Origin of the sequence: Sulfitobacter sp. M39 (assembly GCF_021735935.1) — a bacterium.
Taxonomy (GTDB): Bacteria; Pseudomonadota; Alphaproteobacteria; order Rhodobacterales; family Rhodobacteraceae; genus Sulfitobacter.
Genome location: NZ_WMDZ01000001.1, coordinates 1,243,720 through 1,265,306, shown reverse-complemented (window position 1 = coordinate 1,265,306; position 21,587 = coordinate 1,243,720). Strand labels below are relative to the sequence as shown.

Genomic DNA, 21,587 nt, shown 5'->3' with positions numbered 1-21,587 from the left:
TCCACTTTTGTACGAGGTACTTCTGCCGCTGCATTGACTAAGTCGAATAAATTTATCACGGTTTTCTGTCGTAGTTTTAATCTGGAATGCTCAGTAGATCCTCCCCATGAATATTGATCTGGACACAATTTTTGCGAATGCACCATCTCCCTATATCCTGCTTGATCCTGACCTTAGGATGGTTTGGGCGAACACCGCCTACCTCGAAGTAACAGGGAGAACCCGTGACTCGATAATTGGGAAGCTCATGACAGAGGAGTTTCCGGTACAGCCTGAATCCGTTTCTGATGAGATGCTGCGCGGTTCGTTCAGGCGTGTGCTAACAACCGGGAAACCGGATCACCTTCCACTGATCCCCTACCCTATTGAGGACGCAAACGGTCATCTCGTTGAACGGTATTGGAGTGCGACGCATACTCCGATCCTTAATGACCAAGGTCGTGTGGAGTTCATCCTCCAGAATACCGTCGATGTGACCGATCTTTATCTTGATGCACAGGTAAAGGGTCCTGGCGATATCTTGCGAAACGCTGAGCTTATGCAGCGCGCGGAAGCTGTTACTTCAAAAAATCTGGAACTCGGGAAGGCCACAGAGTTTTTCCAATCCGCCTTTGAGCAGGCTCCCGGTTTCATGGCGGTCTTAAACGGGCCGCAGCATGTTTTTCAGTTTGTGAACCAAGCCTATATTGAATTGATCGGTACTCGTGACGTCGTCGGTTTGCCTGTGCGCAAAGCACTACCAGACATTGAGGGGCAAGGTTTTTATGAAATGCTGGATCAAGTGTTTCAGTCGGGTGAACCGGTCTCGGTCAAGTCAATGTTAGCGAAGCTACGTCCCTCGCCCGATGTTCAGCCCGAAGAGCATTTCGTAGATTTCATATTCTACCCTCTGAAGGACAGCGCTGGTGCACCCACAGGAATTTTTGTTCAAGGCCACGATGTCACTGACCAGAAGAACGCCGAAGCCGCGCTGACTGCTACTCGTGAAAAATTCAGGACCATGGCTCAGACAATGCCGGTCCATGTCTGGACGGCAGATAAGGATGGTGGGCTGAACTGGCTGAACGTGCGTATCTATGAGTTCACAGGTTACTCTGAGGGTGATTTATACGGAGCCGAATGGGGCCGCGTTGTCCATCCTGACGATTTAAGGCCCGCTGTTGAAAGCTGGAACAACGCCATTCAAAACGTTGAAGGGTATGAAACTGAATTTCGAATCCGGAAAGCAAATGGTACGTATCGCTGGCACCTTGTGAGAGCCACGCCATTGCGGGGCGATGATGGAACTTTGACGGGTTGGGTCGGCACGAATACCGACATTGAAGATCGAAAGAATTCCGAAGCCATAATTGCCAAGCTTAATTCCACGCTTGAAGAACGGGTCGAAAAGCGAACCCGTGAACTTGATGCCGTCAACGCGGAGTTGAGGCAAAGCCAAAAGCTCGAATCTATTGGCAGCTTGGCAGGTGGGATCGCCCATGATTTTAACAACCTTCTTCAGGTCGTAATGGGTAACCTACAGAGTGCGATGCGCAATGTGCCCGAAGACTCGACCGTTCAAAAGCGATTGGAACAGGCGGTGATAAGCGTAAAGCGTGGCGCAACACTGGCATCTCAGCTTTTATCCTTCGCCCGTAAACAGCCTCTTTCACCGGTAGTGATTAACATGGGCTGGTTGATTGAGAACACTAAAGAGATTTTGCATAGCGCAGTTGGTCAGGGGATCGAACTTGAGGCCTTATTTGACGAAGGCCTTTGGAATACGAGCGTAGACCCTAACAGTATGGAAAATGCGTTGCTCAACCTCGCGATCAATTCTCGCGACGCTATGTCTGGTCAAGGGAAGCTCACCATAAATGCTGCCAATGTGGTGCTGGGGGAAAGCTTCGTGAGGTTACACCCTGATGTCAGCGCTGGTGAGTACATCAGGCTGGCGGTCTCTGACACGGGATGCGGAATGTCTCAAGAAACCGCTGATCGCATTTTCGAGCCTTTCTTTACCACCAAAGAAAGTGGCCGCGGAACCGGTCTTGGTTTGTCGATGGTTTACGGTTTCGCAAAGCAATCCGGTGGGCATATGACTGTTGAATCCCAGGTTGGTGAAGGGACTACAATATCTATCTACCTGCCCCGCTCACTCGAAACTGAGATGATTAACGAACCCGCTGGAGAGCACAGGCTGATCGGTGGGACAGAAACGATCCTGCTTGTCGAAGACGACGATAGCGTACGAGATACTGCGTTCAATTTGCTATCCGAACTTGGTTATACAGTTATCCAAGCCACCGATGCAGAAGAAGCTTTAGCTAAAGTGAAAGAAGGGCACCATATAGATCTCGTATTTACGGACGTTGTCATGCCAGGTGCGATGAATGGGCATGACCTGGCGCTACAAGTCGCGAACTTACGCCCCGAAATACTGGTACTTTTCACTTCCGGCTTTGTACAAGATACGGTCTTTCAAGACGGTCGATTGCTCAATGGCGTTCAGCTAATCAGCAAGCCGTACACACAAGTGGAATTAGCCAGCAAACTAAGAGAAGTTATCGGTCGCGAAGGGAAACCTCTTGCGGAGCGATCAGATAGAGCACAACGCAAACCCAGTTCGAGTAAGGTGCAAAGTGCCGAAGGTGCCGACGGTCTTCGCCTTCTGGTCTGTGAAGACGATGCTTTGATACGGATGGACATGACGGACATGTTGCGTGACGCGGGGCACCATGTGTTTGAATCTTCAAGTGCTGACAGTGCGCTTACTCTGCTAAAAACAGAAAACATAGATATGCTTATTACCGATGTTGGCTTACCCGACCGTACGGGCTTGGAACTCGCTGAAGAAGCGAGGGAATTAAATAGTGAATTGCCAGTCGTGTTCGCCACGGGAGGTGCCCACGCCCAAACTGGTACGGGCATCGGTAACTGCAAAGTACTGATCAAACCCTTTTCCGATACCGATCTTCTGGCTGCGATCAAAGCTTCGATGGCCAAACCCTAAGCCGGTTCTATATCGACCATCTTCTGCTCATAACTAAACCGACAATTCGTTTTACGGCTATCTGATAGCGTAGCGAAGGTCGTAAGAAGACCGGAAAAAGTTCAAGCGCGCACTTGCGTGGTTGTTAGCAAGTGGTCGCGAGTACGCCGTTTCCAGTGGTGTACGCTGTAATCTAAGTTGATTTTTCAAGCGGCTAAATGAGCGGCTTCGTTTTCTTTCGTTTCGATAATGGGCCCATCTTCAGGTGGCTCGGGCAAGCTCAGCACGAAACAAGTACCTTCTCCAAGCGTGCTGCTGACGGTTAGACTACCATTTTGTAACGTTGCCAGACTTCGAGCAATGGCTAAGCCCATTCCGGTACCACCGGCCCGCCGTGTCGCGGAGGAGTCGACTTGGTAGAAGATTTCAAAAATGCTGTCTAAATCCTCGTCCGGTATGCCAGGTCCGCTGTCCTCGACTGTGAAGTGAACCATCCCTTGCTCGGCGCTAATATTCATTCGAACAAAACCGGCATCGGTGAATTTTATCGCATTACCTATCAAATTGAACAGGATTTGACGGGACCGGACAGCGTCGGCAAACACCACTTCCGCGTTTTGCTCCACTTCAAAGTCCAGCCCCTTCTGATAGGAAAGCGTTCTAAGCTGATCTATAACGGGCTCTGCGATGTCGGAAACGGCACACAGCGTCGGTTCCACGACCAAGGTCCCAGATTCAACTTTTGCTACATCAAGCATCTCATTTACCAAAAATAGCAGATGCTCTCCGGATTTTACCAACCGGTCCATCATACTCGAAAGCTGATCGAAAACTTCATCGATCAATACCAACGCTTTTGACGATGCAAGTTCCCCATCTTCGTATGCCTTAAACAACTGCTTGGAGGCAGGTAACATACGCGCATTCTGGGAAATTTTGGCAACTCCAAGGATAACAGTAAGGGGCGTGCGGAGTTCATGGCTCAAAACTCCCATGAAGTCAGTTTTGGCATTACTTGCACACTCAGCTTCTTTTTTAGCCTTACTCAATTCTGTAATATCTACACGAAGGCCAACGTAGCTGCCATTTTCTAAACGATGGTCAGAAACCTTAACGACCCTGTCATCGGAAAAATGCTGTTCACTATCAGTCGGATTCGTCGATTGGTAAGACGCCAAACGATCCCGCATCCAATCAGTTTCATTAGCAGAATCGTGCGATTTATTCAGTATTTTCGCTCCAGCGTTTAAAAACTGCCTCAAGTGCGTTCCCGGCGTCATAAGTGACCTCGGAAAGCCATAAATCTCCCTGTACCTTTCATTACTCATTATCAAGCGATCGTATTCATCAAACATGACGAAGCCGTCACTCAGTGCTTCCACCCCTCTGTTTAGCAAGGACTCCGCTTGCTTTCGTTTTTCCGAAACCCAGAGCACGTAAAACAGTGTGAGTATCAAAGTCACGGCCGCAACCGAAATCATGGTACGATGCATCCAACGGCCGGGGTAGGTTTGCGGCCAACCACCCTTTGTAGCTGCGTGAAGCACCCAGTCTTCGAACTCGAAGTCGAACTTTAGCTGCACGGTGCTTTCTTTCAGCAAGGCCTGTTTGCCATAGACAAATGTACCTTCATCATCAGGCGAGTGTCCGGAAATATCGATGTAGAGATCGTATCTCTTTTCAGCGTCCGCAATGCCAGACTTCTTAAGGAACAGATCATAATCCAGCACCAATGAGACCACCCCCCAGGCACGTCTTTGGTCCAAACCGGATACAGCGTTTGAATTTCCATCAAGTTTTGGTCGGTAGACAGGAGCCCTTAATATCAACCCAGCACCCCCTTGTGCCAAATTTACGGGCCCGGTGATCATTTCATCTCCGCTCGTAAACATTCTAACAATTGAAGGATATTCTGGTGAGTTCTGTCGGTAGTCTAACCCCAGAGCACCTCTATTCTGGTCTAAAGGATGAGCTAAAGTGATGACCATATTGGGTGCCGCAGCAATACCTCTTACACTGTCATCAATTCCACGAATATTCGACACGCGTTCTGCAAACTGTTTCTGCGATATATCTGGATTTTCACCAATAAAGGTAGAAAGTTCACGTAGAACAAGCGACTGCGAGTGGAGCACGCTTTCGAAGTTCTCACGCACCTCTAAGAGCTCACGATAGGTAGCAGATTTCACGCCTTGAAGATGTGAAGCATATAGCAACCTGTCGATTCGATACGCTGCAATCGTGATGATCATTAGCACGACGCAGACACTTATTACAGCCCATGGCCCACCAATGCGCATTCGCCCAAGTATTCTAAACTGCAATACCAACTCCAGTCTGTTTTTCTGCGAATACGCTGTTACAAGCATACGCCAGGAGCGACATTTAAACTAACGTAAACTTGGGTACCCAAATCTGACACCATGTGTCATTTCGCGTGAAGTGCCGATTTATTCTAAAGGATGCTTCCAGGATATTGCTAAGGTCATCAGCGTAAGCGCTAAGGCTATGACCTGCCCTGATCGCAAACCGATGCGTGAAAAACGCGTGGCTGTCAGCATCGGAAGCCTTGCCGGATGGGATAGTGCGCAACAGACCGGTATGGGAAGCACTCATTTTGCAACGGTGCGCAATGCATTGATCAATCTCTCTACTCCAGCGAACCTGACGTCCGCCAGCTTAGGTAAAGCCGCTCTACACAGAATATGGATGGACGCCCAAACAAGCCCAGTGGTCTAATAATACGCTGTTATAAAAGCTGCTATTGTTGCTGTGTATTTCTTAGCATGACAATCTCATCATTCAATCTGCTCCTGAAGCATCTCGCCAATTTTACGGCGCTGAAAAACATTGCGTATCTGATGGGTCATGATGCTCTCTGGCACAAAATAAGGTTTTCTGTCTTTCCACTCTGCCTTAAACCTGCGTCGAGCGGCCACAAGATGGGTTGCATGCCCATCGGCGGCGGCTACCGTCAGCTCCATCTCTTTAACTTTCTCGAACAAACCTTCGGTGCCCATGCGAGCGTTCGCACGGTTAAGGAGATCCAGAAATGAGCCGATATCGATGAAGTTGCCACTGTCGATTGGGCCCTGATTGGTACGAGTTAGAGGGTCATCAATTTCCTCAAGTGCAATCTCCTCGCGCTCCGTGACTTTGACGACGTACTCTTTGTCTTCAGTGACTATCCGAGCCATAACTTCCATTAAATATATTGGCTCAGCTCCCATATTAGTTACGAAGCAATGGGCGTTCTCATCTTGGGCAACAGATCGATTGATAAGTATTACAGCTTGCCTCTGGCGACGAAAATTCATCCAAAGAATATGGAGGTAGGCAAGCCAAACAAATGCTGTAAACAAGCTAATTGCGACTTGCAGTGTACCAGCGTTTTCGGCGATCCAATCAAGCATGCTGTACGGCTCTTTCTTCAAGCGGCAGGTATCGTGGATCAACGTTCTTATGGAAGAAATCGTTGCATATGCCTCTACTTGTTTTCCGTAAGTGACCAACTAAAACGAGGCGATCTTAACAGCAACGCCAGAAAAAAGTTCGCCTGAGCAGACTCCTAAATGCAGAAGTCTAAAACCTAAATCCTCGTTGCGATGTTAGTTCTACGGCCATGATCAGCAACACAGGAAGGGCGGGAAGCTGCCGTTCGCTGCGTAGGCAAACTAAATTGCGCAACTTGAAAAAGGAGACGTTCAGTGCGGCGGTCCTGTTTTCCGATGTGCCAAAGCCGTCTGTTGAATTTTGTCCGCTTCAATTTCAATTGGCCTGAAAGTAGACGGTGCGAATAAGGTTTCGAAAACAGAGTGATCAACTGCCAGAAGCGCGTTAAAACCCCGAAGAAACAGTCTTAGTCAAGGCGGCTTGGCTATTTTCTCTACGTCAGTTTCTTCATGACAAGTCAGGTGTTCGCCAAAAATTTCAGGTTTCTCTACGCTATATAAGCCTAATTCAGCACTTCAGCCCATTCGGGGTGTTTTCGAAACTGTGAGGCGGCGAAGGGGCACAGCGGCACGATCTTTTTGCTTTGCTTTCGCATGTCAGCGACAATTCGTTCGATAAGCATCTGCCCGTACCCGAGGCCCCGCAAGGCGTCGTCGACTTCGGTGTGGTCGATGATGACGATCTTATCTCCAGCTTTGGAGAAGGTCGACACGGCCTCGCCATCCTCGGTTCGCAGGACATAGCGTCCGCCTGTTTCTCCGTCTTCAAAATCTATTTGCATGAGGATCTCCGTCAAATTCTCAACTGGGGTTCAGCTATTCAAATGGTTCCAGACCTCACTCATCACGACCGAGCCTTCGCCCACCGATGACGCCACTCGCTTGACCGAGCCGGACCGCACGTCGCCAACTGCAAAAATGCCGTGGGTCGATGTTTCAAACGGCGACCGGCCACCGTTTTCGGTGCCTGTCAGAACGAAGCCCTTATCGTCCAATGCGGCATGCCCGGCCAGCCAATCTGTATTGGGCGCAGCCCCCGCCATGATGAAAACTGTGCGGCTGTCATAGCGATGATGCGTGCTGTCGGCTTTGTTTTTCACTGTCACTGCGGATAGCTTGTCATCGCCATGCAGATCGGAAATTTCGGCTTGGTAATGGATTGATATCCGTGGATCGGCCTTAAGGCGGGACGACAGGTAATCCGACATAGAGGCGGCAAGGCTGCCGGACCGCACCAGAAGATGCACGTGCGCCGCCGCGCGGCTGAGGAACATGGCCGCTTGCCCCGCGGAATTGCCGCCGCCTACAACGATGGCTTCCGAGTTGCGGCAAAACCGAGCTTCCATTTCAGTGGCGGCATAATAAACGCCAAGGCCCTCGAATTCTTCCAGTCGCGGAATCGGCAGCTTGCGATACTGAACACCCGTTGCCACCACAATCGACCGTGCGCAGAGTTCGCGACCGTTTGAACAGGTGGCGTAAAAGCGGTCGTCGCGACAGGCCAGCGCCTCGATCCTCAATGGCATGGCAAAACGGGTGCCGAATTTCATCGCTTGAACCTCGCCGCGCCAGACAAGGTCACCACCAGAGATGCCAGTGGGAAACCCCATGTAGTTTTCGATCCGGCTGGAGGTGCCTGCCTGCCCACCTATGGCAATATCTTCGGCGACGACCGCGGATAGCCCCTCGGCACCGGCATAGACCCCTGCGGCCACTCCCGCAGGCCCGCCCCCGACTATAAGAACATCAACCACTTCGTCGTTCGGGATCACCAGCTCGAGCCCCAGGGTCCGTGCGAGTTTTTCCGGGGTCGGATCGTCGATCACCTTACCGCCGAAAATCACCGCAGGGCCACAGTCCCGCAAATCACAGCTTGTGCGTTCCGCTTCGGCCTCGGCACTTTCAAGATCAATCAGTTGCGCCGCGATCCGGTTGCGCTGTGCAAAGAAGGCGATCTTCTGAATACCCTTATCAACATCCGCGCCGATCAATTTAAGCTCGGTTTGTCCATGCTCGACATTCCCGCGCCGTCTGGCGGCAAAGACAGTCAGAATAATGTCGCTCATCTCGGGGATGCGGGACATCAGTTTAATCAGGTCTGTGTTTTTGACCACGATCACTGTCGAGCCTTCACACGCCCTCATTTGGATCATTGACACCGCACCGGACAGCGTCCCGATTTCACCGGTAAATTGCGATGGTCCCATTGTGGCCGCGATTGTCCGGTCCTGCGTAATCGGATGCACAACCTCTATCTCCCCGCTTTCAATATAAAGCAGCTCCTCCAGCGGATCACCGGGTCGAATAATCGTGTCGCCTGCGCCATAAGTCCGTATCGTTCCAACCTCTCGCAGCGCCTCGACATGGTCCGCATGCAAGGGCGTCCGCTGCATTTGGTTAAGATCGTTAGCAAAGCTTTCCATGCTTGGCGTCCCTTTTTGCTGTTCATTGCTTGCTCTTGCCGCGTCGCGTCTCCGTTGATGAGGATAGACGCAAGATGCACAGACGCTCAATGAACCTTATATTACAGGCGTGCCGCACGTTATTCCCGTCGCACATTCCGGCGACCTGAACCGCCCGAATGTGTCGCTATCTTAAGGGACAGCCCGGCCTCAGAACGGCGCGAAGTTGTCAAACTTTTCCGTTGGTACCGACCACCTGTCTTTGGCCGAAATTTGCGGCGTTTGGATTCCGCCATGCGGGATCTGCCCCTGCTGGCCATACAGCCACAGAACAAAGTTATAGCGTTCGCCCTCAGTGATCGGCTCGGACGCGTGCGGGACGCTCCCGTGGTGGATCAAGGCGGTACCGGGTTCGAACGTCAGTTTTTCAACGCGGCGTGAAACCGGATCAATGAAGCTTACCGCAGAACCGGAGTACCCTTCATCGGGCAGGTTCAGGTTGATGTTCAATGTCACCGCAGAGGCATCCGAATGGGGGCGCAAGGATGTGTCCTTGCTGGCCTGCCAGCGGATAGAGAACCCGAATGTCTGTGTGTCGTAGCCCACGACGTCAGGAAATAGCAGTCGCGATACCGGCCGCATGTAGGCGTCCATCATCTCGCGATAGAAGCCCTGAAACCCGGGTGCCGCAAGATACCCTTCGGAGCGCGGGTCAAGCATAGCGCCACCGCGGTTCAAAACGATCCCATAAGGGGGGCGCAATGGGATGTCCGCATCGGCAACGCCGTCAAGGTATTCACGCAGGGCCGCAAGGCGTTCGACATTAAAAAATTGCGCGCGATAGACGCCGGGAAATACCTCTTCCCAAAGATCCTTAACCGCTCCTTCGGCTGTCGGATCTGCCCAAGCTTGTTCCACAGCCGCGCGCAGTTTCGGATCGAAAATAGAGCTGTCGAGCTGAGGCAGCTTAGCCTCGTTCTCCGTCTGCCATTCCCACCAAGCGCTTTCAAACAGATCGCGGTTCTGGTCCCAGAATTGTTGGACAGAGATATCGCGGTTAAGCATTTGTTCCCGGCTTGGACGGGCAACGGCGCGGGCTTGTTGAAGAGATGAAAGGGTCATTTGGGGCATCCTAATTATATTGGTGCGGGTTTGATACACAACACTTATTGATCGATATTTGCGTGGTAAATGGACATATTTTGTAATCAAAATTCGTATAATGGATATAATCAGCGATTTGCGTTAAGGTGGGATTCCTCTTCAAAATCATATCTTCACAAACGAAAGGCGCGGCGAGCTGAAGCTCGCCGCGCCATGTCGCACGTGCCTTGTGGTGCGTTATACGTCTACGACCACCTTGCCGATTGCCTTGCCGCTGGCAAGCCGGTCATAGGCTGCACCGACCTCTTCAAGGGTAAACTGGGGCTCATCCACCACCGGTTTCAGTGCGCCGCTATCAACCAGCTTTGCCAGTTCGGCCAGGATTGCACCGTGGTCTGCGCGGTCTTTGTCATGCAACATTGGGATCAGCATGAAAACGATGTGAAGCGAGGCACCCTTGAGGTGGGCCGGTGACAGGTCAAGCTCTGCCAGCGCGAGCGTCGTGGCCACATGGCCGTTCAGGGCGACCGCGTTAAACGAATTCGTCAGGTTGCCAGCCCCCACTGTATCCAGCACCGCGTCAAAACCTTTGCCGTCAGTATGCTTGGCGACGTAGTCCTCGACGGACTCCGCTTTGAAATCGATCGCTTCGGCACCAAGAGCGCGCACAACGGACAGACGTTCGTCGCCGTTGTCGGTGGCATAGACATCTGCGCCGAACTCACGCGCCAATTGCACGCCGATGTGCCCGACACCGCCAGAACCACCATGCACAAGCACGTTCTGGCCCTTGCTTACGCCAGCCCGCTTGAGCCCCTCATAAGCGGTGATCCCGACCAAAGGGATCGCGGCCGCTTCACGCATGGACAAGGATTTGGGCTTTTTTGCGATCAGCCGTGCATCAGCCGGCATGTATTCCGCCAGAGCGCCCTGAAGGTCGGCCAGACCACCGGCGCAGCCATATACTTCGTCGCCCACGGCGAAACCGGTCACGCCTTCACCGACTTCTTCGATCGTTCCGGCAAAATCCATGCCCAAAACAGCAGGTGTAGCGGGGGCAAAACCGAGGTCCGTACCCATATTGCGGATCATCATGTCGATCGTGTTGATGCTGGTTGCTTGAACGCGAACAATCACATGACCGGTGTCTGCGGTTGGCTTTGCCAGCTCGGTCAACGCAAAGGTGGAGGCGGGTCCGTATTCGGAGAGTGCCATGGTTTTCATCGGGTTTTCCTTTCGTTTATTTGCTGTCAGAGAGATAACATATCTGATGTGTAAGGTAATCGGTGCAAATCAGAGTTCAGTTTTCTGATTTAGAGGATAATTATGTCATTTTATCGCGGAGGGCGACCAAACGGAAAGAACCGCGCCGTGAATACCGGCGCGGTTCCTGAGTGTTGGTCCAAGAGATAGGTCTTAGTTGATGTCCTGTACCTTCATGACCAAATCTCCCCAATTGCGCTGGTTTTCGATGTCATGTTCGAGCCCCTGTTCGTCAGCGACTGTGAAACGTTTGATGGCTGGGGTCTTGCTGGTCGCTTGATAAAGCCAATAGGCCTCTGCCTTCAGAGCTTCTTCAATTGATTTGTCGATAGATTCGTAGACCATCTGCTTGCAGGCGTTAATCGAAGCCGCGGGAAATTTGGAAATGCGCTGCGCCAGAGCGTCAACGTAGGGGCCGATCTCATCGGGCTCAAGCGCCTTGTTGATTGTGCCCATGCGTTCCGCATCGTCCGCGTCGTAATCATTTGCACTAAGGATAATTTCCAACGCTTTGCCCAAACCGGTTTGACGGGCCATACGAGACGCGCCGCCTCCACAGGGCAGGATGCCCATGCCGACTTCCATTTGCATAAACTTGTACTTGCCGCGTGCGGCGAACCTCATATCGAGCGCCAGTGCCAGTTCATGGCCGCCGCCACGTGCAAAACCTTCCAGCTTGGCAATGGTCGCTTGCGGCACCCTGCTGATCCGTTCGCAGACCATTTGTAGATCAAGCAATACCGCATTCTCGCGCGAAACGGCTTCGATCGCCATATCTTTGAGGAGCTCCGTATCATAATGCGCCACCCAGATTTCGGGATGCGCCGACTGGAAGATAACAACCTTCGTATCGCGGTCCCTCTCAAGCCGCATGGCAAGGCTGTTGAGGTCGGCGAGCATCTCTTGCCCCTGAATGTTGACCGTTCCGTAATCGAACGTCACGGTAGCAATGGCATCTTTGACATCGACGCTAAAGGTTGTGAAATTCTCGTACTTCATAGTTTCGCTCCGTTGTGGTGCCCTGTTTTGCACAAGGCTTGAGTTGTGAACCGAGATGGTTCCTTTTCGGTGAGCTCTATGTTGATTTAATCCCAACTTCGAATAAACGGGGATGAAGCTGGCTACAGAATTCGGTTTTTGAATATAAATGTGTGTGACGGCTTTGTTGCTCAGTCGATTGCGGTCGTTGCCTGCCGCGCGCTGGCTGACCCCTGCTCGAGTTGCGTCATCTTTTGGATCAAGTTGTCTCAAACTGTCTCACGGTGAGACAGTTTTGATGCTCATCCCCTGTTTCGACATCATCTTCGTTGTTCCGTAACTCACCACGTTCAATCCTCACCCAAACGTTCATGCGGCAGATAAGCCGTGCACATGGGAGGAGGAATTCATGTCACCGACACGCGAAGAACAACATTGGATGTATCGCAATATGGTCACGAGCCGGAGGTTCGAAGAGGCCATTGCGAAGATCTATTTCGAAGGAAAATCACCGGCGTTCAACATGGCCAACGGGCCGATTCCCGGTGAAATGCACCTGTCCGACGGGCAGGAGCCAGTGGCGGTGGGGGTTTGTGCGCACCTGACTCCCGAGGATGTGGTCACAGCCACCCACCGTCCACACCATCAAGCCATCGCCAAGGGCGTTGACCTGGACAAAATGGCCGCCGAGATTTTCGGTAAGAAAACCGGCCTGTCCGGCGGTCGCGGCGGGCATATGCATCTGTTTGATGATGATGTGAACTTTGCCTGTTCCGGCATTATTGCGCAGGGCATGGGCCCCGCCGTCGGCGCGGCGCTCAGCCGCAAGATGCAGGGCAAGCCGGGCGTTGCCGTTGCCTTCGTCGGTGAAGGCGCGGTGAACCAGGGCGGCTGGCACGAGGCGATGAACCTCGCTGCCGTTTGGAATCTGCCCTTTATTTGCGTGGTCGAGGATAACGGCTGGGGCATTTCTGTCGCCAAGAAAACCGCCAGCAGCATCGGCAGCCACGCAGACCGCGCCGCGGCCTACGGCATCCCCGGCAAACGGATTGAGGGCAACGACCCCTACGCCATCTATGAAGCAGCAGGCGAGGCGATCGCGCGGGCACGAGCAGGTGAAGGCCCATCGCTGCTGGAATGTGAAACCTACCGTTTAGCGGGCCACTTTATGGGGGACGCCGAAGCCTACCGCCCTGAAGGCGAGAAAGACGCGCTATTTGAAAAGGACCCGATCCCGAAAATGCGTGAAAGATTGCTCGCCGAAGGTGCTGCCAGCGAGGCGGAACTGAGCACGATCGAGGAAGAATCTGCCGCGCGCGTTGACGCCGCGATCAAATTTGCCCGCGAAAGCGATGATGCAGCCCCAGAAGACGCGCTGACGCGTGTGTTCGCGGCATAAACGGGAGGGAGAGACATGACTAAATCCAATGAGAGAAAACTTACCATCGCCCGTGCTATGGCAGAAGCCACCGCACAGGAAATGCGCATCGACCCGTCCGTCTTCGTGATGGGCGAGGACATCGGCCCTCTGGGTGGCGTCTATGGCAACACCCGTGGGTTAATCGAGGAGTTTGGGGCGGAACGCATCCGCGACACTCCGATTTCGGAGACCGCCTTTATCGGTGCAGCCGTAGGAGCAGCGCAGGATGGCATGCGCCCTGTGGTCGAGCTGATGTTCGTCGACTTCTTTGGCGTCTGCTTTGATGCGATCTACAATCTGATGGCCAAGAACATCTATTTCTCCGGCGGCAACGTGAAGGTGCCGATGGTGCTCATGACCTCAACCGGTGGTGGCTATTCTGATGGTGGGCAGCATTCGCAATGTCTCTACGGCACATTCGCGCACCTGCCGGGGATGAAGGTTGTTGCCCCGTCCAATGCCTATGACGCCAAGGGATTGATGACAGCTGCCATGCGCGACGACAGTCCGGTGGTTTACATGTACCACAAAGGTTTGCAGGGGATGGGTTGGCTTGGCACCGAGGCGGGGGCAACCGTGCATGTGCCGGAAGAGCCCTACACGCTGGAAATCGGCAAGGCCAAAGTCGTGCGCGAAGGCAAGGACGTAAGCATCGTCAGCTGCGGCATGGGCGTTCACAACGCGTTGAAGGCGGCAAAAAAGCTTGAAGAACAAGGTGTCGGCGCGGAGGTCGTCGATCTTGTTAGCCTTGTTCCGCTGGACCGCGACACCATCCGCGCCAGCGTCGCCAAGACCGGCAGGCTGATTGTCGTTGACGAGGACTATATGAGCTACGGCCTGTCCGGCGAAATCATCGCAACCGTGACCGAGCATGATATCTCGGTCCTCAAGGCCGCGCCAAAACGCGTTGCCTTCCCTGATGTGCCGATCCCATTCGCGCGGGTGATGGAGCAGTTCTGCCTGCCCAACCCTGACAAGATCGTCGCTGCCTGGGACGAGATGCAAGCGGCCTGAGCCAAACCAAAACCTACAAATCACTGATCAACGGGGTCGCATGCAACGCGACCCCGAACAGGAAAGGACACTTCAAATGGCAACAGATATCGTCATCCCATCCGACCTCTGGGAAGAGGACGAAGAAACAGTGATCACCGGCTGGCTTGCCGATGATGGCGCAACCGTCGAGGAGGGCGCGCTGGTGGTCGAGATTATGACCGCCAAGGTGCAATACGAGATCAACGCACCTGCCTCTGGCACCCTGCGGATCAAGGAAGAAGCAGACGCCGTTGTGCCCAAGGGTGCAGTCATTGGTTCGGTCGAATGACCAAGGTTGTTCCCCTCAAAGGCGTGCGCGGCATGATCGCGGATGCCATGGTGAAAAGCCTCGCGACAGGCGCGCAACTGACCCACCACGGTAGCGCCGATGCGACGGCGCTGATGGCCGAAAAAACTCGTCTGGGCGCGGCAGGCACCAAGGTTTCTGTTGAGGATCTGTTGATGTTGGCCGTGGTGCGCGCCCTGAAAAAGAACCCCGAGGCAAACGGCCGGGTCGAGGGGCGCGAGGTGCATTTGTCTGATGCGGTTGACCTGTCGGTGGCCATCGCCTTGCCCGGTAATCTCTTGGTCGCACCTGCCATGTTCGGCGCTGATGCGATGGACGTGGCCGAGCTTCGCGCGGCGAGGCAGGATCTGGCCGCGCGGGCGAAGACCAACAAGCTGACCGTGACAGAAATGACCGGCGGCACATTCACCGTCTCCAACCTCGGCCTGACGCGGGTGGAACATTTCACTCCGATCATCAATGCGGGGCAAATCTGCATTCTTGGCATTGGGCGTATGACGGATCGCGCGATGCGGGGCGAGGATGGTGGGATCGAACTGCGCCCCCATGTGGGCCTGTCGCTGACCTTTGATCATCGCGCGCTTGATGGCGCACCAGCGGGTGATCTGCTGACTTCCATCTGCGAAGAGATCGAAAGGATGGCGGTGTGAACGCACCCCTCGAATATGTGGAGGGCGTGGCCGAGGGGCTTGCCCTTGAGGCAGCGGCCTTCACGGCGCAGGGTCCTGTAACCTGTCTCTGGAGCCCGCGCCGCCGCGCGTTGGTCTGTCCGGCGAACCTCCGGCGCAGGCCCGGGTTTGACGTGGCGAAACGCAATTCAGCTACGCGCGGCTGGCCGTTGTATCTGCGCCCCACAGGCGGCGGCGCGGTCCCCCAAGGGCCGGGGGTCATGAACCTCGCGCTGGCGTTTACCACTGATCGGACATTCACCATCGAGGATGGATACCGCCTGATTACACAGATCATTCAGGACGCAATACCTGCCGGTTGGACCACGGGAGCGACCCCGAACAGCTTTTGCGACGGCACATGGAATCTGTCCCTGAAGGGCCGTAAGGTCGTTGGCACGGCACAGCGCATACGCCCTGTTGGCAACGGGCAGCGCCGCATTCTGGCCCATGCGCTGATTTTGGTGGAGGGCGATCTGGCCGCAGGGGCAGCAGCCGTCGATGCGTTTCACCGCGACCTTTCCCTTGGCCCAATCGATGAGAATGTTCACACGACGTTGGACAGGGTCATCCCGTCGCTGCGTGATCCGATGAACACATTGGCCGTTTCACTCAATGAAATAGCACAGCGCGACATCGGACGCGCAACACAGCATTTAGGTCGCCGAGCGGCCTGAACCCAAACCCGCGTTAACAACAAGGGTAATCGATACCAAAGAGGAGGAACCAACCCATGACAGCCTATTCAGTTCTGGCCGTGACACCCACCGACGACAGCTGGATACCCGGCTATATCGAGCCGGTCGGCAAGATCATCGCCAAACATGGCGGCAAGTATATTGCGCGCACAACCAGCCACGAACAGGTCGAGGGGGCAGACCAGCCCGCAGCCCTGCGCGTGATCCTTGAATGGCCGGATGCGCAAGCCGCCCGCGATTTCGTGAACGATCCGGACTACGCACCCTATCTTGAGGCCCGCCACAAAGGATCGACCAGCGTTCATTTCATCATCGACGGCAAGGACGAGCTTGCCTGAGCACCTTAAGATACCCAGCGGTGTCCTTGCGAATTCCGCTCCTGCCGACGGCCTGTGAGAACGCCAAGAAAAGCCTAATAAACCCACAATGTGAGTGTGATCTGTACTCTATCACACCTCGCACGTGAGGCTCGGCGAAATGACGCAGCAACGCGCTCCGGTCGCCCTTGACAGGCGGTCCTTATTTACGAGACGGTGGGCCGGCCTGCTTCAGGTCGGCCGCCGGATCTCGTACATTTTCAGTTTCCGGTTAATCGTTGCGCGCCCCATGCCAAGTACGCGAGCAGCTTCGCTGACATTCCATCGGCTGTTTGCGAGCGCATCAAGGATCATGCTGCGTTCGTCATAGGCGGTTACCGGATTGGCGGGTACAATGGCGCAAACCGGTTCCGGTATCGCAGAGGTCAGAGGAGCGCCAACACAGGCTTGTTGCAAATCAAGCAGGTTGATCCGGTTGTCCTGTGCCGTTGCCAATGCGTTCTGAAGCGCGCCGCGCATTTCGCGGACATTGCCATGGAACGGTAGGCGACAAAGCGCATCTTTGGCCTCGGCACTGAAGGTGACGTTCCAACCAGTCAGCTGCGCGCACAGGGCCTGGGCCAGAACCTCGGGATGTTCACGCTTACGGACAGGGGGCAGGAAGACCTTCGAGCCTGTTAGAAGATAAAATAGGTCGTCTCTGAAATGCCCCGCGTTGACGGCGTCTATCAAAGGTTTGCGGCTGGTGGAAACCACACGCAGGCGGTTGTCATGCCCATGGTCATCCGTTTGGTGGCGGTGTTCTTCCTGTTCATTCAGGAAACGTCGCAGCTCTGCCTGCGAAGTGCGCGGCAACTCGTCCACATTGTCAAACACCAAGGTAGCGCGGACGCCCTTGCCATAGGACATTCTTGAAACGACGCGGGCTTGCTCAATGACCCTGCGCAAATGGTCTGTGTCGGTGTCACAGTCGCCAAGCGTCGCACAATCCAGATCTAAAACCGGTGCGTCAGGGGCATCGGTTTGCAGCAATGCGGCCACAAGCGCGGATTTCCCGGTTCCGGTTTCGCCTTCCAGATGCAGCATAGCTGTGTCTTCCAACATGGTTCGCGCACGGCGACAGGCGGCAGCCATGCTATGACTTCCGGTCGCCAACTGCTGTAGCGATGGTGCCAAGCGCCGTTTGCGCGAAAAGCTGGGCGGCTGCGGCTTGGACGCGCGTTGAGGTGTGGCGGCCCTTGGCAAAGCAACCGTCAGGTTCACGGCGGCCCCATGATTGACGGGCATCGAAAGTACCCTCTCGGGCACATTCACCAGCCGGTTGCTGTCGACGTTAAAGATCGCCTCGAACGCCTGACCCTTCAGCGATGTCGCGTTTGCGCCGTCAAGACTCGCAGAAACGGTCGAAGTGGCACCAATAATCATCCCTGCCTCGTTCACGGCGACCAGTGCATCTTCGGACAGGACGTGATCACGCCCTCCACGCGAGACCGTCACAAGCATCGCGTCGATAAACTCCTTTTCAAACAGGTTGCGCTGAATGCGATGCGCGGTCTTCGCCAACAGCTGCTGCCCAAACAGATAATCCGCGCGATTGCCCCGATCGACCGAGACCAGGTTTATGGCACCAATCAGCCCCCCGTTTGCATCCAGCACCGGAACGCCTGTACAGGCAAACTGCCTGAGCGTCGAAAAGTAATGATCCGCACCGCGCACAGTGATTGCGTGGCCCGTCCGCAAGGCCATGGATACGCCGTTTGTACCGGCCACGCGCTCGTCCCAACACGATCCAAGCGCGATGCCATTCCATCCGTCAGAGCCGCTCGTCGCCCCGCTATGTTCAATCCGAACAGAGACGCCATCGGCGTCGGTGACCACCAGACAATGACCGATTTCGCCCGCGACCGAAGCGAGATGTTGAAAGAAGCCCTGCCTGCCGCCGGTGCTCTCGACGATCTGTTCAAGTCGGGGGGCGACTTCGGAGGACTGCAAGCGCAGGATAGGTCGCCCAGCATCGTGCCGCAGTTTATACTGCCGCGCACACCGATCCCAAGATGCGGCAATCGCATCCGTTTGATTTGAGGTAATGAAACCTCCCATCAAATCTCCTCCCGACTCTTATCTTAGTGCGTAATCCCCTTGATCGGCAAATGTTTTGGGATGCTTTTATGCGCCACCCAGCTCACGAATAGCCGCCATCAGTTGCGCGACATGTGCGCGGTCTGCGGCTGCGGGATGGGGCCGTGCGATGCGTCCTGCATCGTTGTCGTAATACTGTCCCGAGGCATTGGCGAATTCATCTGACACCGCCGCGCGGCGCAGGATATCTGCCCCGATCCGCAGGTCGTTGCCCGCCATCCCATAGGATTCCTTGACCATCTTCGTGGCCAAAAGAGATCCCGGATTGACCGAGACGAAAACCGGGCCATCGGGGTGTTCGCGCGCCAATTCCTGCGACCAGATTGTCAACGCAAGCTTGCTTTGCGCGTAGGCTTCGTTGTGGCCAAGCTGCTGCTTGCCGCGCAGGGCATTTATGTTGACAGGGGCTTGTGCGGCTGAGGAAAGGCTCACCACGCGACCGTCTTTCGGGATGATCGGCAACAGGCCGATGGTCAAAGCCCAGGGCGCGATTGTGTTGACCATGAAACGGACGTCCAGTCCGCTGTCAGTCTGGGTGTTCGGCACTTTCAGAACCCCGGCGTTGTTGATCAACACATCCAGGGTGTCGTGTTTGGCACCAACATTTGCCACCAAGGCGTTAACATCGTCCAGCCGCGAAAGGTCCGCGCGGTACGTTTCCGGATTGCCCCCGACCTCGCGCGCGGCGGCTTCCAGCTTGCCCGCGCTGCGCCCGTGCAACAGGACGTTATGGCCCTCAGCGGCCAGCGTCTTGGCAGTCAAAAGGCCGATCCCGTCCGTCGCGCCTGTGATAAGAATTGTCTTGGTCATGTGAATGTCTCCTTAGTTAAGCAAGGCGCGGGTGGGCGCACTTTAATAGCGAACCAACGTACGGCTCTCGAGGCTTTGGCGGGGTGTCGTGACTGTCGGGTCTTCGACCAAATCAATCGCACTGTGGCCCACACAGGGGCGGCCGGAATTGTCGTAGATGTTGAAAAAAGCGACCTCGTCAGGCGTCATCCGTGAGCGGTAAATCCATTCGTGCGCAGCGTCTTTTGCGAGCCCCATAACCTGTCCCTTGCGATCGGGGTAGATCAGGTCGATTATGATCCAATCCGCTTCCTTAACAGTCGACGGACGAACAAAGCCAAGAGGTGCAGAGTTGATCGGGTTCGCGATCGGGCGCCAAGTGTTGATAAAGGCATAGTGACCTTGCGCCCATTCATTGGCCGTCTCGGGGCCAAGAATATCCACAAGGCGTTTCTGCGCACCTTCGCGGCTATAGTCGCTGTGGACATGGCGCGCCGGGCGGCGCTTGGCCTCCGGGTCGTCGACGCGAACCGTGTGGTCAAAGGTGATCACCTCTTTTGCGCCGACTTCCTGCATCAATAGATCGGCCAGTTCGGCATCATATTGGCTTTGCCAATGGCCACCTTTGAAATCCGATATACCCGTCGGGGAGTTGGCAAAGGCAAATCCGTCTTCTGCAAACTCCGTGGTGGCTTCGCCGTTCCGTTGATCCAGCAGCGCGATCTGGGCGGATGAAAACTCCGGCTCGATCAAGTTGCCGGCAATGCCGTCCACATCAATTTCAAACGCCTGTCGAAACGGCTTGTGGACGTGGTAGTTTACGGTTCCGGTCTGTGTCATCAGAAACTCCTTCTCAACATGATCTTGCCTCGACGCTTGGGGAAATTGGCAACGGGCCGACCTGATGTCTTGTCTGTTGAAGAGCAATTTATGCCTTGCGTTTTCTGGGGTAAACTGCCGATATTAGAGTTCACTTTTTTGATTTTGAGTATAATTGATGGATACCGATCCACCTTCGTCTGGTTGTGATGGGGGAGAGCGGTTAAATATCAGTGCTGCGGGTCGTGAACTCGGCCTTGCCCCTGCCGTGGCAAGCACCCGGCTTGCCAAGTTGGAAACCGAGCTTGGGGTGGAGCTGTTACAGCGCACTACGCGCAAGGTTTCATTGTCTTTGGAGGGCGCGGATTTCCCACCCAATGCTCGCGAAATTCTCGCGCGGTCAGAGGCCGCACAGGCGGCTCTTGGCGGCAGGGATGTCGGCTCAAAAAGCACGTTGCGCTTTGCGGCGCCCAGCAGTTTCGCGCAGCAGCACATCATGCCTCTCCTGCCCGAATTCCAAACCCTCTTCCCCGATCCGACGCTGGACCTGCGCCTGTCGGACACGAGTTTTGATACTATCGAAGGCAGCTTTGATCTGGCCCTCAGAAGTGCCCCGCTGGCGGACAGCAGTTTGAAAGGGCGGAAGTTGTCGGATGACACCCGCGTTCTGTGTGCATCGCCAAGCTATCTGGATGCCCACGGTACGTCCACGTGACCATCTGATCTGTCGAACCACCGCTTCATCGCGTGGTCCACCCTTGAGCCCCGCGAATTGATCAGCACCGAGGGGGAAATTGTAAAACTTAATCCGCAAACCATGACATGCCGCACAATCGTCGATGACGGCGACGCGCGTCGCGAGGCGGCAGTATCAGGTGTCGGAATTTCAATCAGTTCGCTGTGGAATGTCGAACACGAAATTGCGGCTGGAAGTTTGGTCCGTGTGCTGCCGGATCGGTCCTTGAACGAAGCGACGGTCCTATGGCTCATCCACCCTCGCTCTAATGTGTTGACCCCAAAAACAAGAATATTATAGATTTCCTGATCGAACGGCTGGGAAACCGATCTGGCTGGTCGACATGATACCAGGTCTCTTGGAGACATGGTCACAATTTACAAAGCCGCAGGTGTTTCGGTGAGCTTGCGGTTCCGGTGTGTTGGGTATTCAGAGCACATTTCGGGGGCAAAACGTCCTATTCGTCACTGCAACAAAATACCGCGCATT

General features: G+C 54.6%; 17 protein-coding genes and 1 pseudogene. 8 read left to right on the top strand and 10 right to left on the bottom strand.

Features of this window, described 5'->3' with window-relative positions:
• The first annotated feature begins 106 nt into the window (after window positions 1–106).
• Window positions 107–2,992: a hybrid sensor histidine kinase/response regulator gene (locus tag GLP43_RS06115; RefSeq protein WP_237278609.1), complete on the top strand. Its 2,886-nt coding sequence runs from the start codon at window positions 107–109 to the stop codon at window positions 2,990–2,992.
• Window positions 2,993–3,177: 185 nt separating this feature from the next.
• On the opposite strand, the gene GLP43_RS06110 is transcribed toward GLP43_RS06115, so the two are convergent.
• From GLP43_RS06110 to GLP43_RS06080, 7 genes are all read right to left on the bottom strand, one after another.
• Window positions 3,178–5,223 (bottom strand): sensor histidine kinase, encoded by a 2,046-nt coding sequence (locus GLP43_RS06110; RefSeq protein WP_237278608.1) that lies wholly within the window; start codon window positions 5,221–5,223, stop codon window positions 3,178–3,180.
• A gap of 546 nt (window positions 5,224–5,769) precedes the next feature.
• Window positions 5,770–6,384, bottom strand: coding sequence for a hypothetical protein (locus GLP43_RS06105; protein ID WP_237278607.1), 615 nt, complete (start codon window positions 6,382–6,384; stop codon window positions 5,770–5,772).
• A gap of 542 nt (window positions 6,385–6,926) precedes the next feature.
• Window positions 6,927–7,205 carry a GNAT family N-acetyltransferase gene (locus GLP43_RS06100; protein WP_237278606.1) on the bottom strand — a complete coding sequence of 93 codons (279 nt, stop codon included), beginning with the start codon at window positions 7,203–7,205 and terminating at the stop codon, window positions 6,927–6,929.
• A gap of 30 nt (window positions 7,206–7,235) precedes the next feature.
• On the bottom strand, window positions 7,236–8,846 hold the full coding sequence (locus tag GLP43_RS06095; protein ID WP_237278605.1) for an FAD-dependent oxidoreductase: 1,611 nt from the start codon (window positions 8,844–8,846) through the stop codon (window positions 7,236–7,238).
• A gap of 189 nt (window positions 8,847–9,035) precedes the next feature.
• On the bottom strand, window positions 9,036–9,947 hold the full coding sequence (locus GLP43_RS06090) for a 2OG-Fe(II) oxygenase (RefSeq protein ID WP_237278604.1): 912 nt from the start codon (window positions 9,945–9,947) through the stop codon (window positions 9,036–9,038).
• 219 nt (window positions 9,948–10,166) lie between these two features.
• Window positions 10,167–11,153, bottom strand: coding sequence for a zinc-dependent alcohol dehydrogenase family protein (locus GLP43_RS06085; protein ID WP_237278603.1), 987 nt, complete (start codon window positions 11,151–11,153; stop codon window positions 10,167–10,169).
• Window positions 11,154–11,345: 192 nt separating this feature from the next.
• Window positions 11,346–12,191, bottom strand: a complete 846-nt coding sequence (locus GLP43_RS06080; protein WP_237278602.1) for an enoyl-CoA hydratase/isomerase family protein — start codon at window positions 12,189–12,191, stop codon at window positions 11,346–11,348.
• 388 nt (window positions 12,192–12,579) lie between these two features.
• On the opposite strand from GLP43_RS06080, the gene GLP43_RS06075 reads away from it, so the two are divergent.
• From GLP43_RS06075 to GLP43_RS06050, 6 genes are all read left to right on the top strand, one after another.
• A complete protein-coding gene (locus tag GLP43_RS06075) occupies window positions 12,580–13,569 on the top strand; it encodes a thiamine pyrophosphate-dependent dehydrogenase E1 component subunit alpha (RefSeq protein WP_237278601.1) in 990 nt (329 codons plus the stop codon).
• Window positions 13,570–13,584: 15 nt separating this feature from the next.
• A complete protein-coding gene (locus GLP43_RS06070; RefSeq protein ID WP_237278600.1) occupies window positions 13,585–14,604 on the top strand; it encodes an alpha-ketoacid dehydrogenase subunit beta in 1,020 nt (339 codons plus the stop codon).
• Window positions 14,605–14,680: 76 nt separating this feature from the next.
• The gene (locus GLP43_RS06065; protein ID WP_005851830.1) at window positions 14,681–14,914 is read left to right on the top strand and encodes a biotin/lipoyl-containing protein; all 234 of its coding nucleotides are present in this window, start codon (window positions 14,681–14,683) and stop codon (window positions 14,912–14,914) included.
• The gene (locus GLP43_RS06060) at window positions 14,911–15,582 is read left to right on the top strand and encodes a 2-oxo acid dehydrogenase subunit E2 (protein WP_237278599.1); all 672 of its coding nucleotides are present in this window, start codon (window positions 14,911–14,913) and stop codon (window positions 15,580–15,582) included. Before GLP43_RS06065 ends, GLP43_RS06060 begins: the two co-directional genes overlap by 4 nt.
• The gene (locus GLP43_RS06055) at window positions 15,579–16,277 is read left to right on the top strand and encodes a lipoyl protein ligase domain-containing protein (RefSeq protein WP_237278598.1); all 699 of its coding nucleotides are present in this window, start codon (window positions 15,579–15,581) and stop codon (window positions 16,275–16,277) included. The genes GLP43_RS06060 and GLP43_RS06055 overlap by 4 nt, the downstream gene beginning before the upstream one ends.
• A gap of 56 nt (window positions 16,278–16,333) precedes the next feature.
• A complete protein-coding gene (locus tag GLP43_RS06050) occupies window positions 16,334–16,636 on the top strand; it encodes a DUF1330 domain-containing protein (RefSeq protein WP_237278597.1) in 303 nt (100 codons plus the stop codon).
• Between the two features lie 210 nt (window positions 16,637–16,846).
• Here GLP43_RS06050 and GLP43_RS06045 read toward each other — a convergent pair whose 3' ends face one another.
• From GLP43_RS06045 to GLP43_RS06035, 3 genes are all read right to left on the bottom strand, one after another.
• On the bottom strand, window positions 16,847–18,715 hold the full coding sequence (locus GLP43_RS06045; protein WP_237278596.1) for a sigma-54-dependent Fis family transcriptional regulator: 1,869 nt from the start codon (window positions 18,713–18,715) through the stop codon (window positions 16,847–16,849).
• A gap of 66 nt (window positions 18,716–18,781) precedes the next feature.
• The gene (locus tag GLP43_RS06040; RefSeq protein WP_237278595.1) at window positions 18,782–19,564 is read right to left on the bottom strand and encodes an SDR family NAD(P)-dependent oxidoreductase; all 783 of its coding nucleotides are present in this window, start codon (window positions 19,562–19,564) and stop codon (window positions 18,782–18,784) included.
• A 42-nt stretch (window positions 19,565–19,606) separates the two neighbouring features.
• The gene (locus GLP43_RS06035; protein ID WP_237278594.1) at window positions 19,607–20,383 is read right to left on the bottom strand and encodes a CmcJ/NvfI family oxidoreductase; all 777 of its coding nucleotides are present in this window, start codon (window positions 20,381–20,383) and stop codon (window positions 19,607–19,609) included.
• Window positions 20,384–20,540: 157 nt separating this feature from the next.
• Between GLP43_RS06035 and GLP43_RS06030 the strand changes: the two are divergent.
• Window positions 20,541–21,398, top strand: a pseudogene (locus tag GLP43_RS06030) (LysR family transcriptional regulator).
• Window positions 21,399–21,587: the final 189 nt, after the last annotated feature.

Bases quoted from the DNA above. Each gene is read 5' to 3' on its own strand.
- GLP43_RS06115 (WP_237278609.1), top strand. From the start codon at position 107: ATGAATATTGATCTGGACACAATTTTTGCGAATGCACCATCTCCCTAT.
- GLP43_RS06110 (WP_237278608.1), bottom strand. From the start codon at position 5,223: ATGATCATCACGATTGCAGCGTATCGAATCGACAGGTTGCTATATGCT.
- GLP43_RS06105 (WP_237278607.1), bottom strand. From the start codon at position 6,384: ATGCTTGATTGGATCGCCGAAAACGCTGGTACACTGCAAGTCGCAATT.
- GLP43_RS06100 (WP_237278606.1), bottom strand. From the start codon at position 7,205: ATGCAAATAGATTTTGAAGACGGAGAAACAGGCGGACGCTATGTCCTG.
- GLP43_RS06095 (WP_237278605.1), bottom strand. From the start codon at position 8,846: ATGGAAAGCTTTGCTAACGATCTTAACCAAATGCAGCGGACGCCCTTG.
- GLP43_RS06090 (WP_237278604.1), bottom strand. From the start codon at position 9,947: ATGACCCTTTCATCTCTTCAACAAGCCCGCGCCGTTGCCCGTCCAAGC.
- GLP43_RS06085 (WP_237278603.1), bottom strand. From the start codon at position 11,153: ATGAAAACCATGGCACTCTCCGAATACGGACCCGCCTCCACCTTTGCG.
- GLP43_RS06080 (WP_237278602.1), bottom strand. From the start codon at position 12,191: ATGAAGTACGAGAATTTCACAACCTTTAGCGTCGATGTCAAAGATGCC.
- GLP43_RS06075 (WP_237278601.1), top strand. From the start codon at position 12,580: ATGTCACCGACACGCGAAGAACAACATTGGATGTATCGCAATATGGTC.
- GLP43_RS06070 (WP_237278600.1), top strand. From the start codon at position 13,585: ATGACTAAATCCAATGAGAGAAAACTTACCATCGCCCGTGCTATGGCA.
- GLP43_RS06065 (WP_005851830.1), top strand. From the start codon at position 14,681: ATGGCAACAGATATCGTCATCCCATCCGACCTCTGGGAAGAGGACGAA.
- GLP43_RS06060 (WP_237278599.1), top strand. From the start codon at position 14,911: ATGACCAAGGTTGTTCCCCTCAAAGGCGTGCGCGGCATGATCGCGGAT.
- GLP43_RS06050 (WP_237278597.1), top strand. From the start codon at position 16,334: ATGACAGCCTATTCAGTTCTGGCCGTGACACCCACCGACGACAGCTGG.
- GLP43_RS06045 (WP_237278596.1), bottom strand. From the start codon at position 18,715: ATGGGAGGTTTCATTACCTCAAATCAAACGGATGCGATTGCCGCATCT.
- GLP43_RS06040 (WP_237278595.1), bottom strand. From the start codon at position 19,564: ATGACCAAGACAATTCTTATCACAGGCGCGACGGACGGGATCGGCCTT.
- GLP43_RS06035 (WP_237278594.1), bottom strand. From the start codon at position 20,383: ATGACACAGACCGGAACCGTAAACTACCACGTCCACAAGCCGTTTCGA.